The organism is Pseudomonas sp. BF-R-01, from assembly GCF_019946615.1.
GTDB lineage: Bacteria > Pseudomonadota > Gammaproteobacteria > Pseudomonadales > Pseudomonadaceae > Aquipseudomonas > Aquipseudomonas migulae.
Genome location: NZ_JAGYFX010000022.1, coordinates 30804 through 47912, shown reverse-complemented (window position 1 = coordinate 47912; position 17109 = coordinate 30804). Strand labels below are relative to the sequence as shown.

At 59.0% G+C, this 17109-nt stretch carries 16 protein-coding genes; 10 read left to right on the top strand and 6 right to left on the bottom strand.

Translation table 11 applies throughout. The features are described from left to right. Positions 1-77: 77 nt before the first annotated feature. Positions 78-1190 carry a succinylglutamate desuccinylase/aspartoacylase family protein gene (locus KGB27_RS11160; protein WP_192228757.1) on the bottom strand — a complete coding sequence of 371 codons (1113 nt, stop codon included), beginning with the start codon at positions 1188-1190 and terminating at the stop codon, positions 78-80. A gap of 213 nt (positions 1191-1403) precedes the next feature. After that, positions 1404-2183, bottom strand: a complete 780-nt coding sequence (locus tag KGB27_RS11155) for an ABC transporter substrate-binding protein (protein WP_192228756.1) — start codon at positions 2181-2183, stop codon at positions 1404-1406. 174 nt (positions 2184-2357) lie between these two features. Here KGB27_RS11155 and KGB27_RS11150 point away from each other — a divergent pair, with 174 nt between their 5' ends. Continuing rightward, positions 2358-3017: a type 1 glutamine amidotransferase gene (locus KGB27_RS11150; protein ID WP_223554521.1), complete on the top strand. Its 660-nt coding sequence runs from the start codon at positions 2358-2360 to the stop codon at positions 3015-3017. 97 nt (positions 3018-3114) lie between these two features. Here the strand turns inward: KGB27_RS11150 and KGB27_RS11145 are convergent, their stop codons facing one another. After that, positions 3115-3543, bottom strand: a complete 429-nt coding sequence (locus KGB27_RS11145; protein WP_223554485.1) for a rhodanese-like domain-containing protein — start codon at positions 3541-3543, stop codon at positions 3115-3117. Positions 3544-3644: 101 nt separating this feature from the next. Here KGB27_RS11145 and ftrA point away from each other — a divergent pair, with 101 nt between their 5' ends. Then, positions 3645-4619, top strand: coding sequence for a transcriptional regulator FtrA (gene ftrA, locus KGB27_RS11140; RefSeq protein ID WP_207286160.1), 975 nt, complete (start codon positions 3645-3647; stop codon positions 4617-4619). 91 nt (positions 4620-4710) lie between these two features. On the opposite strand, the gene cobF is transcribed toward ftrA, so the two are convergent. Next, on the bottom strand, positions 4711-5466 hold the full coding sequence (cobF, locus tag KGB27_RS11135; protein ID WP_008044931.1) for a precorrin-6A synthase (deacetylating): 756 nt from the start codon (positions 5464-5466) through the stop codon (positions 4711-4713). After that, positions 5466-6038, bottom strand: coding sequence for a histidine phosphatase family protein (locus KGB27_RS11130; RefSeq protein WP_223554483.1), 573 nt, complete (start codon positions 6036-6038; stop codon positions 5466-5468). Before KGB27_RS11130 ends, cobF begins: the two co-directional genes overlap by 1 nt. Before the next feature lie 543 nt (positions 6039-6581). On the opposite strand from KGB27_RS11130, the gene KGB27_RS11125 reads away from it, so the two are divergent. From KGB27_RS11125 to KGB27_RS11105, 5 genes are all read left to right on the top strand, one after another. After that, positions 6582-7598, top strand: a complete 1017-nt coding sequence (locus KGB27_RS11125; protein ID WP_192418405.1) for an arginine N-succinyltransferase — start codon at positions 6582-6584, stop codon at positions 7596-7598. A 61-nt stretch (positions 7599-7659) separates the two neighbouring features. Further along, positions 7660-8694, top strand: a complete 1035-nt coding sequence (gene astA / locus KGB27_RS11120) for an arginine N-succinyltransferase (protein ID WP_008026743.1) — start codon at positions 7660-7662, stop codon at positions 8692-8694. Positions 8695-8840: 146 nt separating this feature from the next. Then, positions 8841-9710, top strand: coding sequence for an oxaloacetate decarboxylase (locus KGB27_RS11115; RefSeq protein ID WP_008026744.1), 870 nt, complete (start codon positions 8841-8843; stop codon positions 9708-9710). A 627-nt stretch (positions 9711-10337) separates the two neighbouring features. After that, positions 10338-11117: a hypothetical protein gene (locus KGB27_RS11110; protein WP_223554481.1), complete on the top strand. Its 780-nt coding sequence runs from the start codon at positions 10338-10340 to the stop codon at positions 11115-11117. Further along, the gene (locus KGB27_RS11105) at positions 11114-11755 is read left to right on the top strand and encodes a transposase (RefSeq protein WP_223554479.1); all 642 of its coding nucleotides are present in this window, start codon (positions 11114-11116) and stop codon (positions 11753-11755) included. The genes KGB27_RS11110 and KGB27_RS11105 overlap by 4 nt, the downstream gene beginning before the upstream one ends. Before the next feature lie 124 nt (positions 11756-11879). On the opposite strand, the gene KGB27_RS11100 is transcribed toward KGB27_RS11105, so the two are convergent. Further along, the gene (locus KGB27_RS11100) at positions 11880-12953 is read right to left on the bottom strand and encodes a diguanylate cyclase (protein ID WP_223554477.1); all 1074 of its coding nucleotides are present in this window, start codon (positions 12951-12953) and stop codon (positions 11880-11882) included. Between the two features lie 185 nt (positions 12954-13138). Between KGB27_RS11100 and KGB27_RS11095 the strand changes: the two genes are divergently transcribed. The 3 genes from KGB27_RS11095 to KGB27_RS11085 all read left to right on the top strand — a co-directional run bounded on the left by KGB27_RS11095 (position 13139) and on the right by KGB27_RS11085 (position 17058). Then, positions 13139-14593, top strand: coding sequence for a flavin-containing monooxygenase (locus KGB27_RS11095; protein ID WP_223554475.1), 1455 nt, complete (start codon positions 13139-13141; stop codon positions 14591-14593). Between the two features lie 22 nt (positions 14594-14615). After that, positions 14616-15572, top strand: coding sequence for an alpha/beta fold hydrolase (locus tag KGB27_RS11090; protein ID WP_223554473.1), 957 nt, complete (start codon positions 14616-14618; stop codon positions 15570-15572). A gap of 109 nt (positions 15573-15681) precedes the next feature. Next, a complete protein-coding gene (locus tag KGB27_RS11085) occupies positions 15682-17058 on the top strand; it encodes a VOC family protein (protein WP_008044916.1) in 1377 nt (458 codons plus the stop codon). The last annotated feature ends 51 nt before the right edge of the window (positions 17059-17109 follow it).

Genomic DNA, 17109 nt, shown 5'->3' with positions numbered 1-17109 from the left:
CCACAGGGGGAATGCATTTCAACTGTGGGAGCGAGCCTGCTCGCGATAGCGGTATCAGCGACACCAAAGCATCCCGGTCAATCGTTAATCAACTTCCCAACGCGGATCGGCTCGCGCCCCGCAACTTTCGCCTGCCACGTCCCCGGTTGCGTATACCGCCCGCGATCAATCGCAAACAACACACCACTGGTGCCGGCGCACACGGTGGTCACCCGGTCGCTCAACGGGTCAACCACTTCAAACAATGCATCGCCCTTCTCGACCCATTCACCGGCCTCGCGCAGAAAACTGACCACGCCATGATGCGGCGCAAACAGGTATTCCGTGCCTTCAAACGGCATACCTTCACAGCATTCACTCGGTGCGGCCGGCCAGGTGCCTTTGATAAAACCCTGTTCGGCAAGGAAGCCGAGAATGGCCTCGCAATTGGCCTGAGCCTGATCGACCCGGGTATCGCCCATGCTGCCCAGCTCCAGCGTTGTCGCCAGGTTCGCCGGTGGAATCGCCGCCTCGGGGAATGCCCTTGCCAGGCGCAGCCATGGCGAAGAACAGGATTCATCGAAAGAACTGCCGCCGGAGTCTTCACACAGCAGCGCAACGCCTGCCTTCAGCCGAGCCGCCAGGGACTTCCATTGCGACCAGTGTTGCGGCAGCGCATAAATATGAATCGCCGCTTCGAAATCGCAATGCAGGTCGAGGGTGATGTCGGCGTCACAGGCATGGCGCAGCAGCAAGCGATGCATGGCTTCCAGCTGCGACTTCGGTGCAGGCAAACCGTCGAGAACCTGGCCCATGGCCTGACGAATCAACGCGATGTTGGCCTGGGCATCGGCGCCCAACTGATCACCGATCAGCTCACCGACCGGCGCGCTCAGTTCAACGAACGAGCGGTTGAAATTCTTGCCGCTGCCAAGTTCGAAACGGCCCATGTGACTGCCTTGCAGGTGTTGGTCCAGGCCGATGGGATTGGCCACTGGAACCAACTCGATCACGCCTTGCAACTGACCTTGGGCTTCGAGTTCGGCCAGGCGTTTTTTCAGCTCCCACGCCGTGCGCATGCCCGGCAGTTCGTCCGCGTGCAGGCTGGCCTGGATGTAGACCTTGCGCGAGCCCGTGCCGTAACGAAATACGCTGAGGGTGCGTTCGGAGCCCAGGTGGCTCCAGGGCAATGGGTGGTCGATGCGTTGCATAAAAACTCCTGTCGAAACCGACGCTCAGGATCACGAAACCTGTAGGAGCTGGCTTGCCGGCGAAGGCGATCCAACAGTCACATTGATGTTGAATGTGCGGCCGTCATCGCTGGCAAGCCAGCTCCTACAGGGAAATATGTTGGCAAAAAAAACACCGGCACATAAAAAAAGTGGCAACCGTCTTCACGGTTGCCACTTTCTTATACGGCTGGATTACTCGCCGTAAACATCAAAATTGAAGTACTTGTCCTGCACTTGCTTGTACTTGCCGTTGGCACGAATTTCAGTGATGGCGGTGTTGAATTTGTCCGCCAGCTCTTGATCACCCTTGCGCACAGCGATGCCGGCGCCGCCGCCGAAGTACTTGGCGTCTTCGTAGGTTGGACCCACAAAAGCGAAGCCTTTGCCTGCGTCGGTTTTCAGGAAACCGTCGTCGAGGTTGACCGAGTCGGCCAGCATCGCGTCGAGGCGACCGGAGACCATGTCCAGGTTGGCTTCCTGCTGCGAGCCGTAACGCACCAGGACAATACCGGCCGGTTGCAGCACTTCAGTGGCGAAGCGGTCGTGAGTACTTGCGCGCAGTACACCGACTTTCTTGCCCTTGAGCTCGGTCAGCGGGTCTTTGACGTCGGTGCCTTCCTTCATCACGAAGCGCGCCGGGGTGTGGTAGTACTTGATGGTGAAATCGACGTTTTTCTTGCGGTCGTCGGTGATGGTCATGGACGACAGGATCGCGTCGATTTTCTTGACCTTCAGGGCCGGGATCAGGCCGTCGAACTCTTGCTCGACCCAAGTACATTTCAGTTTCGCCTGCTCACACAGCGCGTCGCCGATATCGACGTCGAAACCGGTGAGTTTGCCGTCGGGGGTTTTCATCGAGAATGGCGGGTAACCGGCTTCGATACCGATGCGGATCGGCTTGGCGTCATCGGCCACAGCGGTCAGGGACAACATCGACAGTGCCAGGGCACCGAACATCACTAGCTTCTTCATTTATAACTCCTGTGGGCGGAGGCTTTTATTGGCAGCGTTCGATTGGTAGCGTTCGGTCAGCGCTTTTTTGTTGGAGAAAACCGAAGTGGCGGGCAGTCTAGAGCGGCTTCAGGCGCGTAAATTGTGCATATGCGACAAATACTTATAGAAAAGGCGAGCTGCATGAACGATGAGATTCGCACCTTGAACCTGATCCAGCACCACCCCGCCGAAGGACCGGGCGCAATTGCCGACTGGGCTGCCTCCCGGGGATTGTCGCTGAACGTCTACCGCGCCGACCTCGGTCAATTGCCGCCAGTCAGCGCGGAACCGGCGATTTTATTGGGCGGGCCCTATGAGTCCAACGCCGGCCCCGCATGGCTGGAGGCTGAACGTCAGTGGCTGGCGCGCAGCCTGGAACAGGGCGCGGCGGTGTTTGCGATTTGTCTGGGGGCGCAGTTGTTGGCGCTGAGTCTGGGCGGGAATGTGCGGCGAATGGATCGGACCGAAACCGGCTGGACGCCAGTGCGCTTTGCCGATGGCCGGGTATTGAAGGTGCTGGAATGGCACGAAGACGCCATCGACTTGCCGCCCGGCGCGCAGCTACTGGCCAGCAGCGATCAGTGCGAGCAGCAGATGTATCGCGCAGGGCCTGCGCGGGTGGGTTTGCAGTTTCATCCGGAGTGGAATGCCGAATCGGTGGCAACGCTCAATGCACACTTTGCCGAGGAATCACCGCTGCCTCGGGGAGCACCGGACAGCGCCGCCCATGCCGCCGTTTTTGACTGGTTGCAGGTGACGCTGGATGAGTGGTGGGCATTAGCCAAAGATCGCAAGAACACCCCAAATTTGTAGGAGCCAGCTTGCTGGCGATGGCGGTGGATCAGCCGACACGTCCATCGCCTGAACGGTCGCGATCGCCGGCAAGCCGGCTCCTACAGGGAAAGCTACATCAGCATTCGCAGCCGATGGCAGCTGGCCGTTGCACCTCAGTGCTCAACTCAAACCCTTCATCCAGCCACCCGGTCACTCCGCCGATCATTTCCTTGACCGGGTAACCCAGCGCCGCCAGTTTCACCGCGGCCTTGTTGGCACCATTGCAATGCGGCCCGGCGCAATACACCACGAACAGCGTGGATTTCGCCCAGGTTGCCAACCCTTCAGCAGTCAGCAGTCGTCCCGGAAAATTGATCGCGCCCGGCACATGACCACGCTCAAACGCCAGCGGACCGCGAACGTCCACCAACACAAAATCCACTTCACCTGCCTGCTGGCTGCCGTGGACGTCGGAACAATCGGTCTCAAAGGTCAGACGGTTGCTGAAATGCATCAGGGCAATGGCCGATGGGGCGGCGGGAATGTTGCGGACCAGGCTGGTCATGAGCGGTACTCCAACGTTTGGGTGGGTGTGAGAAGACTTTATCCGCCGTGCGCTTGCGGCTAAAGTGGCGCACAAGACACCTACCGGGAATTTTCCGCCAAATGCAACCCAACCCTGGATTAGTCGCGATTCTGGCCTACGACGGCCTCTGCACCTTCGAATTCGGCATCGCCGTGGAGATTTTCAGCCTGGCGCGCCCGGAGTTCGATTTCCCATGGTACGAACACCGGATCGTCGCCGTGGATCAAGGCCCGATGCGCGCCATGGGCGGCATTCAGGTGCTGGCCGATGGCGGCATGGAACTGCTCGGCGACGCCCGAACCATCATCATTCCCGGTTGGCGTGATCGCAACGCTGCGGTGCCTGAAGCGTTGATCACCGCCCTGCGCCAGGCCCATGCGCGGGGCGCACGGTTGCTGTCGATCTGCTCAGGCGTGTTCGTCCTGGCAGCGTCCGGTTTGCTCGACGGTCACGGTGCCACCACACACTGGCGCTACACCTCGGAACTGGCGGCGCGTTTCCCAAACATCCTGGTGGACCCTGACGTGCTCTACGTCGACTCGGGCCAACTGATCACTTCGGCGGGCAGTGCTGCTGGTATCGATGCGTGCCTGCATCTGGTGGCACGGGATTTCGGCACCCAGGTGGCCAACTCGGTGGCACGACGGCTGGTGATGTCGCCGCAACGCACCGGTGGCCAGGCGCAGTTCATTCCGACGCCGGTCAGTCCTACGCCGCGCAGCGATCTTTCCCGCGTGATGCAGTGGGTTCGGGAGCGTTTGCATGAACCGCTGGAGGTCCGCGACCTGGCCAGCGAGGCGGCCATGAGTGAGCGGACATTCCTGCGTCGGTTTACCGAAGCCACAGGCATGCCGCCCAAAGCGTGGTTGCAGCATGAACGCCTGGCGCGGGCCCGTGAATTGCTGGAGAGCACGAGCAGAAACACCGACCAGATCGCCGAGCAGTGTGGTTATCGCTCGGTGGAAAGTTTCCGGGTGGCGTTTCGCAACGTGGTCGGCGTGCCGCCGTCGGTGTATCGGGAGCGGTTTGGGCGGGGGATTGAAGCGAAGATTTGAGGTGTGTTTGAGGTCCCCTTCGCGGGCAAGCCTCGCTCCTACAAGGTATACGTGATCTTTGTAGGAGCGAGGCTTGCCCGCGAAGGTGGCTTCAAGGCTTGCGCAGCAGGTACGTATCCATAATCCACCCATTAGCCAGCCGCGCCGCCTTGCGCACTCGCTCGATCTCGTCCGCCACGTCCTTGAGCTTGCCGCTGATGAGGATTTCATCCGGTGTCCCCAGGTAAGCCCCCCAGTAAATCTCTGTCTCCTGATCCGCCACCTGATGGTAGGAATCTTCCGCGTCGAGCATCACCACCAGGCTGTCGGCATCGCTCACCTGCCCTGCCGCCAGCCGGCGGCCCGTCGTGATTTCGAATGAGCGCCCAATCCGGTTCAGCGGCACTTTATGCTGGGCTGCCAATGCCTGAACGCTGGTGATACCGGGGATCACGTCGAACTCGAAGACGCAGCGACCGGACGCCAGAATCGCCTGCAAGATCCGAATGGTGCTGTCGTACAACGCCGGGTCGCCCCACACCAGAAATCCGCCACACTGGCCGTCGGACATTTCCTCATTGATCAGCCGTTCGAAGGTCAGCTGCTTGGCAAGATTCAGGTCTTCCACACTGGCCTTGTAGTCCACCTCTCCGCGCTCGCGCTCCGGGCTGTGGGCTTCAACGAAACGGTAGGTGTGATCAGTGATGTAGCGCTGGCAAATCTCACGGCGCAGGTCGATCAGTTTGTCTTTGCTCTGGCCCTTGTCCATGAGGAAAAACACATCGACGAGGTTCAGAGCCTTCACGGCCTGCATCGTGATGTAGTCGGGGTTGCCGGCACCGATGCCGATGACCATCAGTTTTTTCATCAACAGGCTCCCTCAAGGTCTGTGCCCAACACACGTAAGCGCCAGCGACCATTGAAGCGCAATTCGATGGCTGACAGCGGTTCGACATCGATCAGATTGAACGCGGGACTTTGCAGCACATGGGTCAACGCCGCGCGAATGACAAAAGGGTGGGTGATGGCAACGCTGTGCCCCGGTGTTGCCTCCAGGGTTTTCAGCCAGGCGGCCACCCGCTCGCCGAGTTGCGCTACCGACTCGCCACCGTGAGGCGCCGAACGCGGCTCATCGAGCCAGGCCTGCAAGGTCTCGGGTTCGGAACGCTGCAGGTCGTCGATCCGCAAGCCATTCCAGCGCCCGAAATCACACTCCCTCAGCGCCTCGACAATTTCCACGTCATCGGCGAACAACCCGGCGGTTTGCCGGGTTCGCAATTCCGGACCGCAGAACAGGCGCGATGCCTTCTTGAGTCGGGAACCCAACGAACCTCTTGCCGATTGCCAATCCATCTCCACCGGCTCATCCGTAGGAAAACGCGCCAATTTCTGTGCGACGGTTCGAGCGTGGCACATCAGGGTCAAACGGGTCGCCTGCACGAAGGATCACTCGGTAAAAGGAAAGAAAAACAGCGTCACGCCGCCAACAATCACGCAATTGTGCCGTAAGAAACACGATTGGGGGCGTTTCGTTTTACCCCTTGCCAACGCTTGTCGCCCTTAAAAAACCGCTATCTCCGACACCCCTGTAAGCGAGGACCTACAAGGCTGAGCGACTTTGGTGTAGCCCCCGACATACGGGCATTTCGCCCCATTTTAGGGCCAGAAATGGCCGAGCAAAAATTCACTAGACATGGGGCGATCGTTCCATAAATACTGCCGTAACGGCTAATCTAAACAACACCCTCATCCAGCAGGAGCCCGGATGCCCGCTTCCAGCAACATGCACCACCGCCTCCGCACCCAGAACCCGACCGACAGTGTCAGCATGACGCTGCCTGCGGCAAGCAGCGACTGACTGGAAAAGAAAAAGAGTGGCGCCTGGCAAACAGCATCAAGCGACCGCCGATTCAATGCGTGGAAACCGACAGTGATAGTCAGGTTCGTGCCAACCGCCGAACCCTTTGATACAGGAGTGCATCCATGCTGGTCTTACGCCCAGTGGAGTTAACCGACCTGCCCCAGTTGCAGCGACTGGCGCAAGAAAGCCTGGTCGGCGTGACGTCCCTGCCGGACGACACCGAACGCTTGCGCGAGCGGATTCTCGACTCCTGCGCCTCGTTCGATAAAAACGTGCAACAGCATGGCCCGGAAAACTACTTCTTCGTGCTGGAGGACCTGACCACCCGGCGCCTCGCGGGCTGTTCGGAAATCCTCGCCACTGCCGGTTTCGGCGAACCCTTCTACAGCCTGCGCAACCGGCATTTCACCAGCGCCTCGCGGGAGTTGAACATCGAGCACGGCGTGCCGGCGCTTTCGTTGTGCCACGACCTCAGTGGCCACACCTTGCTGCGCGGGTTTCACATCGATGCGGCACTGGTGCGCACACCGTCCTCGGAATTGCTGTCACGGGCGCGCCTGATGTTCATCGCCGCGCACCTGCCGCGCTTTGCCGAAGCGGTCATCACCGAAATCGTCGGCTTCAGCGATGAAGAAGGACGGTCGCCGTTCTGGGATGCACTGGGCAAACACTTCTTCGACCTGCCCTACACCGAGGCCGAGCGGCTTTGCGGGCTGGAGAGCCGGACATTTCTTGCCGAACTGATGCCGCAATATCCGATCTACGTGCCGATGCTGCCCCAGGCCGCGCGGGACTGCATCGGCCGTATTCACCCCGACGGCCAGGAGGCCTTCGATATCCTTGAACGCGAGGGGTTCGAGACCAACAGCTACATCGACCTGTTCGACGGCGGCCCGACCCTGTATGCACGTCTGGCCAACATCCGCTCTATCGCGCAAAGCCAGAATGGCACCGCCACACCGGGCTCGACCATCGATGCCCGCGGACGCTACCTGGTGAGCAACGATTCACTGCGAAACTATCGCGCCATCGTCGCCGATCTGGACTATACCGCCGGGCAACCCGTGGTCCTCAGCGCCGAGATGTGCGAGGCACTGAATGTCACCGACGGCAGCCCGATCCGGGTGATCGCGCTGTGAGCATCCTCGCGTCCAGTGCCCAACGACAGCGCTCGAGCCTGCGCGTAGAAGGAGCTGCATCATGATTGTCCGTCCGGTCCAGATCACCGACCTGCCCGCCCTGTTGGCGCTGGTCCGGCAGGCCGGCCCCGGCTTTACCACCCTGCCCGCCAGCGAGGACCGCCTGGCGCACCGGGTGCGCTGGGCGCAACGGACTTTCGCGGAACAGGTTGAACGCGCCGATGCCGACTACCTGTTCGTGCTCGAAGACGACGATCAGCAAGTGGTGGGTGTCAGCGCCCTGACGGGGGCCGTTGGCCTGCGTGAGCCCTGGTACAACTATCGAGTGGGACTGACAGTCAGTGCGTCACCGGATCTGGGCATCCGGCGGCAAATCCCGACACTGTTCCTGAACAACGAAATGACCGGGCAATCGGAGATTTGCTCCCTGTTCCTGCGTCACGATCAACGCCACGGCAGTAACGGTCGATTGTTGTCGTTGGCGCGCTTGCTGTTTGCTGCCGAGTTTGCGCACCTGTTCGGCGAGAAGCTCATCGCCGAACTGCGTGGCAGCGCCGACGAGCAAGGCTGCTCGCCATTCTGGGACAGCCTGGGCCGGCACTTCTTCAAGATGGACTTCAACCATGCCGATCACTTGTCGGGGCTGGGCAGCAAATCGTTCATTGCCGAACTGATGCCACGCCAACCGCTGTATACCTGCCTGCTCACCGAACAGGCCCAGGCCGTGATCGGCAAGGCTCACCCGAATACCGAACCGGCATTGAAAATCCTTACCGCCGAAGGTTTCACGCACAAGGGTTACATCGACATCTTCGACGCCGGCCCGGTCATCGAAGCACCGCTGTCGAAAATCCGCACGGTGCGCGACAGCCAGGCGCTATCGCTGGTCATCGGCACGCCAGACGACCAGGCGCCGGTCTGGCTGATCCACAACCGCCGACTGGAAAACTGCCGCATCACCGCCGCCCCTGCCAGGCGGGTGGGCAACAGCCTGATCGTCGACCGGCTCACCGCCAAACGCTTGCAACTGCAACCCGGCAACTCGGTACGCGCGGTGCCGCTGCTCAATCAACAGCAGCAGGCTGCGGCGGCTTGAAGCAACCTCACGCCTCTCAATGGCGGTTTCGATCAGGCCCGCTCTGCAAATTCGTCATCATTCTTCCCCCCTTAGCGTGATAGCCTTTTGTTTTTTCGGCGTTGACACTTTTGCTCAAGCCCTTCCATTCCATTGGTGGAACTCATATGTCCAGGCTTTCACATCAAGATTTGCGCCGTAACTTCCGTGAACTGTTCGCTTCCAAAACCTGCTATCACACCGCATCGGTTTTCGACCCGATGTCGGCACGCATTGCCGCAGACCTGGGTTTTGAAGTGGGGATCCTGGGTGGTTCCGTCGCGTCGCTACAGGTGCTGGGTGCACCCGACTTCGCCCTGATCACCCTCAGTGAATTCGCCGAGCAGGCCACTCGCATCGGCCGTGTCGCCCAATTGCCGGTGATCGCCGACGCCGACCATGGCTACGGCAACGCCCTTAACGTGATGCGCACCATCGTCGAGCTCGAACGTGCCGGCATCGCCGCCCTGACCATCGAAGACACCCTGCTGCCGGCGCAGTTCGGCCGCAAGTCCACCGACCTGATCGGTGTCGCCGAAGGTGTCGGCAAGATCCGCGCAGCGCTGGAAGCCCGGGTCGACTCGGAAATGGCCATCATCGCCCGCACCCACGCGGGCATCCTGCCGGTGCAGGAAATCATCAGCCGCACCCAGCAGTACCAGAAGGCCGGTGCGGACGGGATTTGCATGGTGGGCGTGCGCGACTTCGACCACCTCGAACAGATCGCCGAACACCTGAGCGTGCCACTGATGCTGGTCACCTACGGCAACCCGCTGCTGCGCGACGACAAACGTCTGGCGGAGCTGGGCGTGCGGGTCACCATCGACGGTCATGGCGCTTACTTTGCGGCGATCAAGGCGACTTACGACAGCCTGCGCGAGCAGCGGCAGATCCTCACTCAGACCTCGGACTTGAGCGCTACGGAACTGACGCATACCTATACGCAGCCTGAGGAATACATCCGTTGGGCAGAAGAGTTTATGAGTGTTAAAGAGTGACATTCAGTCGAGTCTGGCGTCGTCATCAAGGTGACGCCAGGCATCAACTTATTATAAATCCCCCTCACTACACCCAACTATAAAACCCTCTTAAGTCAGTTCCATCACAACACTTACACACAACCACTCACATTCATTTACAGCTACAGCCTTGCCCTGCATCACCAGCAGTGCAACTATCTTTACGTCACTACGACAACAAAACCAACCCATTATTATTTTGCGAGAGCACCATGAAAACAACAACCAACAACTGGTGTAGCACACCGCTATTTCACGCTCAAACCAACATCATCAACACATCGACACATAAACTTACTGCACTGTCTTGCATGTCCGGATATACACCTCGCCTCAACGTGGGCAATATCCACGAAATCAAACGTTACTGGCAATTGACTGAAGCACCGCAATTTATTAAGTAACACTACCGACACATCCGACCAAGTGCTTGGCTTTCGTAGTTTGCAACGCCAGGCACCCCTACTAAATCAAGTTTCAACGTCTAACCACCAAAGTCTCAATACACACATTTTTTTCCAGCAAAAACCTGTACTGCACGCCCGATCGCTGATGGCGGCTATACGCCCACATTCACTCACACACTTTGAGTCAATGGATACGCCTATGATCAAGACCCTTATCAGATCAGACCTTCATCCAGAACTAATTATTAACACTCTCAAGACACTGGATCTGACCACCGAAGTAAAACACTTAGCCGCTTTATTGCATCAGAAAACTGCTGACGACCCCGAGCTGTCCAGGGGAGCAGCAATCTTGAGCTCAACCAACATCCATACCGGAACGTTGACTTTGTACTATAACGCAAGTGGCAATATCAGCTTGAAGGCACCTGACAATGCCCCTGTTTCACCGCAACTCTATACGGTGCCGGGTAACAGCATTCTGTTCGCAATCAATGCGCAGTCGTATCGCGTTCAACTTTACGAAGTGGCGGATGACTACCTGATACTCGGACCACAAGTCACGGTCGACGCGGATAACCCCCTGCTCATCGACGGCACAAAAGTTCTGTTTGACAGCAATCCAACAGGGAACGGGCACCCAGCGTTTATCGGCAGCCTTAACTTTCCGGATAAGAGTGCCGATATCCGTGTTTTCGAACGCAGGTCATTACGCAAATGTGCCTGGTTCCCCCACGACAAAAGCGCCGCACATTATCTGGTCAGTCTGGAACTGCTTGAGGCCGTACAAGACCCAGATTCTAGCAAAGTGGCTGAAGAGTTGATTTATCACTATCACCCCGCAGTTGCGTGGAAGGCGTTCCAGCTCATATATGGCGCTGATCCCTGTAACGCTCGGAGATACGTGCCGCAATTGCGGAAGCTGCAAAATACTCATCTGAACCGTTTGCTTGACCAGCACCTGGATGAAGTCGCATGAACCTGAAGACTTTTATCGAGCGCATAGAAGGGTACGATCCGGATCGTGACAAACCACAAATCATTGCCGACCTGCGCGAACTCGCTACCCACAAAACATTACTGAGCGAGCATCTCTACAACACCCTCCAACGCGACGGTTACAACACCAAAAACAGTTTGTATAACGCCTACGCCTTCGTGCTGCACTATTCGGATGCCTACACCGTCCGCTTGGGTTTCTGGGCTCCAGTGACGAGCAAGGATGAGAGCGAAACGTTCATCTACAACTTGAACCACACCCACGATTTTGAGATTTATGCGGTGGGTTACAGCGGCGACGGCTACACCACCGTTATACGCAAAATACTTGATCCGGCGCCATTGCGTGTGGGTACCCGACCTCCCTTAGGCGACGAAACAACACTTAAACTTGCCCAGGACGAAGTACTGCACATGCAACCTTATTACGAAGTACATCGACAACTGCCGCCCCAGTGCATGTCTTCCTCACTAAGCCTGATCATTCATGCTCAGCCGTCAACAACCTCCGCCCAGGCCTGGTGTTTCGACGAGGACTACCTGCCGACCTATCCCGGCATTGCAACGCAGGAAACAGCGTTCTACGAACAGACGTTGTCGCTGCTGGGTCTGGAATAGTCAGATTGAGAATCGGCGAGAACTCGTTTGTGCGGTTCGGCGAAGGCAGCGGTTTAAAACGTAAAGGATGTCCCCGGTTTCTACCGACCGAAGCCCGCTCCCACATGGGGATTTGTGCAGGCTTTCAAACCGGGTCGAACAGTTCGCGACGAGGCTCGCCCTCGCCGCTACAGATGACGCGATTACGACCGGTAGTCTTGGCCTGGTAAAGCGCCTGATCGGCGTCGTTGAGCCAGAGCGTCGCGTCTGTGTGCGCCTGGGTGAAAGCGGCCAGGCCGATGCTCAGGCTGACTTTCAGCGCCGGGCTCTGTTCGTAACTGAGGGTCGCGAAACGATCCCGCAGGGCATCCATGGCCGCCGCGGCGCTGCCGAGCGCAAGGTCCGGGAGAATCACACAGAACTCGTCACCGCCGTAGCGGCCGGCCACGTCAGTCGCCCGAAGGTTCTGTTTGAGCACCTTGCTCAACTGCCGCAAGACGATATCGCCGGCGACATGCCCGTAGGTGTCGTTGATGGCTTTGAAGTGATCGACGTCGATCAACGCAATAGCCCCACCCCGATTCTGGCGTTTACAGCGCTGGAATTCGACTTCCAACTGGTCCTTCCAGGCACCATGGTTGAGCAGGCCGGTGAGGCTATCGGTGCGACTCAGGGCGAGCAATTCGCGCTTTTGCCGGCCAAGCGTGGTGGCCTGGCGAAAGCAGATCCAGCCCAGCGCTAACGGATACAGACACAGCAAGGGTAAACAGGCGTACAGCTGCAGCTGACTGGTTTCAGGAATGAAGGCCGGCGCAAACAGAAAGTATCCGACGCAAACGCCCAGAAGTTGCGCAACCGTGCCCACCAGCAGGAATCGCAAACCGCCAATGGCCACATTGTTCATCGCCATCATGGCAATGGTGGTTGCGCTGGGCAGCGGATTGAATTGCATGGCGGCGACCCAGAAGCCGCCGAGAAAGGCATCGACCAGCAGGTTACGGTGTTCGGCGTGGTAGGGAACCTTCGCCCGACGCGCCCATTGGTAGGCCACGTGTGGCCAGAAGATTCCGTTGAAGAGCATCATCGCCCAGACCCACAATGGCGGATCAAGCGGGTACGTCGCGGCGACCACACACACCAGTCCCGCGGCTAGCCCCAGGCTTCGCGATGCATAGAGCCTCCTGGCCAGTGAAAGTCCTTTTCCTCCCGTTTTTCCCATAAGGCCTCTGTACCGCTGAACGGAACCTGATCACACCTGGGGTAGCGGGTGTGCTCGAAGTCTAACAGGGCAACGTCAAATAGCCATCACCGGCCAGCAGTCTGAATACCGCGGTATAGACAGGAGGCGAGCCCCGAATGTTTGGCTATACCTGAAGAGACAAATAACGAGAAAAAAGGAGGCCCATGCAGACTTTCCAAGTGTTGATCATCGGCAGCGGTTTCGGCGGCCAGTGTGCGGCGATCAATTTGCTCAAGGCCGGCATCGATGATTTTCGTCTGTTGGAACGTCGGGACTTCTTCGGCGGCACCTGGTGCCAGAACACTTACCCCGGCGCCGCCGTCGATGTGCCCTCGCCGCTGTATTCGCTGTCCTTTGCGCCCTATCGCTGGACGCAAATGTTCGCCGAACAAGCCGAATTGCACCGCTACACGCAGCACGTGGTGGAGCAATTCGGCCTGCGCGACAGGGTGGAACTGGAGGCGAACGTCGAACGCATCGAATGGGACGACGACGCCAAACGCTGGGCAGTGCACACCGCCAGCAAAGGCACGTTCTACGCGCAGTTCCTGATCAACGCCACAGGGCCGCTGAGCCAGCCCGTCGTCCCACGCTTCGAGGGCCAGGAGCGCTTTCAGGGCAAGACTTTTCATACCAACCATTGGGATCACGCCTACGACTATCGGCATAAACGCGTCGCCATCGTTGGCAGTGGCGCCAGCGCGGCCCAGGTGATCCCGGCGATTGCTTCGGACGTCGCGCATTTGCATGTATTCCAGCGCACACCGCACTGGGTGCTGCCACGGGGCGACCGCACTTTTGGGCCTTTCCAGCGCTGGCTGCTCGGCCTCAAACCCGCCTACAAGCTGCTGCGCTGGATGATCTACTGGCAATTCGAAACCCGGGTGATTGCCTTCAAGTATTCGAAACCGGCCATCCGTATGGTCCAGCAACACGCCCTGCGCTTCCTCAAGCGACAAGTGCCCGACCCTGAACTCAGACGAAAACTGACACCGGACTACGCCATCGGCTGCAAGCGGGTCATTGTTTCAAGCACCCTGTACCCGGCACTCGGCCGCGACAACGTGACCTTGCACAGCCGCGAGCAAGGCATTGCCGCCATCGACGAAACCGGCATTGTCATGCAGGACGGGCAGCACATCGACGTGGACCTGATCGTCTGGTCCACCGGTTACGACGCCACTGACGGGGTCATTTCCTACCCGGTCAGCGGAAAAAACGGCAAGCAACTCAGGGATTTCTGGGCGACCTACCCTCGTGCCTACCTCGGCACCAGCCTGCCGGACTTCCCCAACCTGTTTATCGTCACCGGTCCCAACACCGGCATCGGCCATACATCGGCGCTGTTCATCATCGAATCGCAGATGAATTACATCCTCGACTGCATTCGCACGTTAAAAGAACAGGGTTTGCGCAGCATCGAAGTACGCCCCGAGGCAGAACGTACCTACACTGAAATGATCCACCGGGAGATGGAACGCACTGTATGGAAGTCAGGAGGCTGCCACAGTTGGTATCAAAGCAAGAGCGGTCATGTAATCGCCATGTTTCCGGGGTTCAGTTTCAGCTACCACCGATTGACCCGGGCACTGAAACCCGCCGATCACATGCTGTCCTGATCAGAGAGAAGGGAGACGCCTGATGCTTTTGTTGGTTGTCGCTATCGCAGTTTTCGCGGCCTGGAGCTGGTTGAGCTACCCGGCCATCGGTTATTGGCTCTATGACTTGAACATGGCGGCCGAAGCCAAGCTGTATCGGCTGCACAAAATCGTCGTGCCCATCGCCGAAATGACCGTCTCGACCTGGCAAGGCGGGCCTTATGAAGCGTCAAGCAGTGTGCTGATGCTCCACGGCTACAGCGCCGACAAGAATACCTGGCTGCGTTTTGCCCGGCACTTTGTCGGCACCTACCGGGTGATCATCCCCGACATCGCGGGGCATGGCGAAACCGGCTTCAAGGCCGGCGGCGGTTATGACATTCCCTTGCAGGCCAAACGAATGATCCAGTTGCTCGACGTCTGCGGCGTCGAGAAGGTCCACGTGATCGGCAACTCGATGGGTGGCTACATGGCGGCCTGGCTCGCGGCCACCTACCCGGAGCGCATCGCGTCGGTCGCGCTGATCGACCCGGCCGGTGTCACCGCACCCGAAATCAGTGACCTGGAACGCCACCTGGCCCAGGGGCACAACCCGTTCCTGGTTCACTCCCGAGAAGAATTTCGGCGCTTCTACGCCATGACCATGGCCGAACCACCGTGGGTGCCCGGCGTGGTGCTGGACGCCATCGCCCAGCGTTATGAACAGTCCCGGGATGAGTTGGCAGAAATCTTCAGCGACTTTCGCGCCAGCCCGCCGATGGAGCCAAAACTGCCCGACATCAAGTGCCCGGCGCTGCTGCTGTGGGGGCGCAAGGACCGCTTGATCGATGTCAGTAGCGTGGCGATCTGGAGCAAAGGCATCGAGGATCTGCGTGTAGAAATCTGGGACGGAATCGGCCATATGCCGATGGTCGAAGAGCCAGGGAGCACGGCGCGGTTATATCGGGAGTTTTTGGCATCCCAACGCTCGGAAAGCCCTCAGGACCAGAGGATGCATTGAGCAAGCAGTCCTTGAAAGAATGAAGTCCGTAAGATTCTTCGTTTGTCGGCGACGCTGAAGGCTGCGATCTTTTCCGCATCCTTTACGTCACCGCGCCAGGAATTTTTTCATGAGCCACCCGAGCTTTGTCAGCCCTGACCTGATCCGCCAACGCTTTTCCAAAGCGATGTCCGACATGTACCGCGAAGAAGTGCCGCTGTACGGCGCGCTGATGGAACTGGTGGAACAGACCAACCGCCATGTACTGGAGAGCGACCCGCAGATCGCCCGACAGTTGAACAGCACCGGCGAAATCCAGCGCCTGGACCTGGAGCGTCATGGCGCCATCCGCGTCGGCACCGCCGCTGAACTGGCCACCCTCGCCCGGCTGTTTGCGGTGATGGGCATGCAACCGGTCGGCTATTACGACCTGACCCCGGCCGGCGTGCCGGTGCATTCCACGGCGTTCCGCGCGGTGCATGAAGCCGCACTGCAGGTCAGCCCGTTTCGAGTGTTCACCTCGTTGCTGCGTCTGGAATTGATCGAAGACCTTGAGCTGCGCGCCTTTGCGCAATCGGTGCTGAATAAGCGCTCGATCTTCACGCCAAAAGCATTGAACCTCATTGATCGTGCCGAAACCGAAGGTGGCCTCACCGAGCCCGAGGCCCAGGACTTCGTCGAGCAAGCGCTGGAAACCTTCCGCTGGCACCACAGCGCGACGGTCACCGCCGAGCAGTACCAGAAACTCAGCGCCCAGCATCGCCTGATCGCCGACGTGGTGGCGTTCAAGGGGCCGCACATCAACCACCTGACGCCGCGCACGCTGGACATCGACATCGTGCAGGCGCAAATGCCGGCCCACGGCATTACCCCTAAAGCGGTGATCGAAGGCCCGCCCCGCCGGCAGTGCCCGATCCTGTTGCGTCAGACCAGTTTCAAGGCGCTGGACGAGCCTGTTGCCTTTACCGATCAGGCCGAAAGTCGCGGCAGCCACAGCGCTCGTTTCGGTGAAATCGAGCAGCGCGGCGCGGCGCTCACGCCTAAAGGACGAGCGCTGTATGACCGTTTGCTCAATGCTGCTCGCGACGAACTCGGGGACTTCCCCAACGAAGGCAACGCCGCACGCTATAACGCGCTGATGACGCAGCATTTCAGCGAATTCCCTGACACCGTCGAGGGCATGCGCCTACAGGAACTGGCGTACTTTCGCTATTTCGTGACGGAGAAAGGCGTCGGAGCGCCGGCGCTTAAATCCTCGTCTCTGGAAGATCTGCTCAGCGGAGGCTATTTGCGGGTTGAACCGCTGGTTTACGAAGATTTCCTGCCGGTCAGCGCGGCGGGGATTTTTCAGTCAAACCTGGGGGATGCCGCGCAAACCCACTACGGCGAGCATTCGAATCGGCAAGCATTCGAGCAAGCCCTGGGACGATCGACCATCGATGAGTTGGGGTTGTATGCCGAGACGCAACGGCGTTCGATCGAGGAATGCTTCGCAACGCTCCGTTAATCCCCCCTTGTAGGAGCCGGCTTGCCGGCGATGGGGCCCTTGGACTTGTAT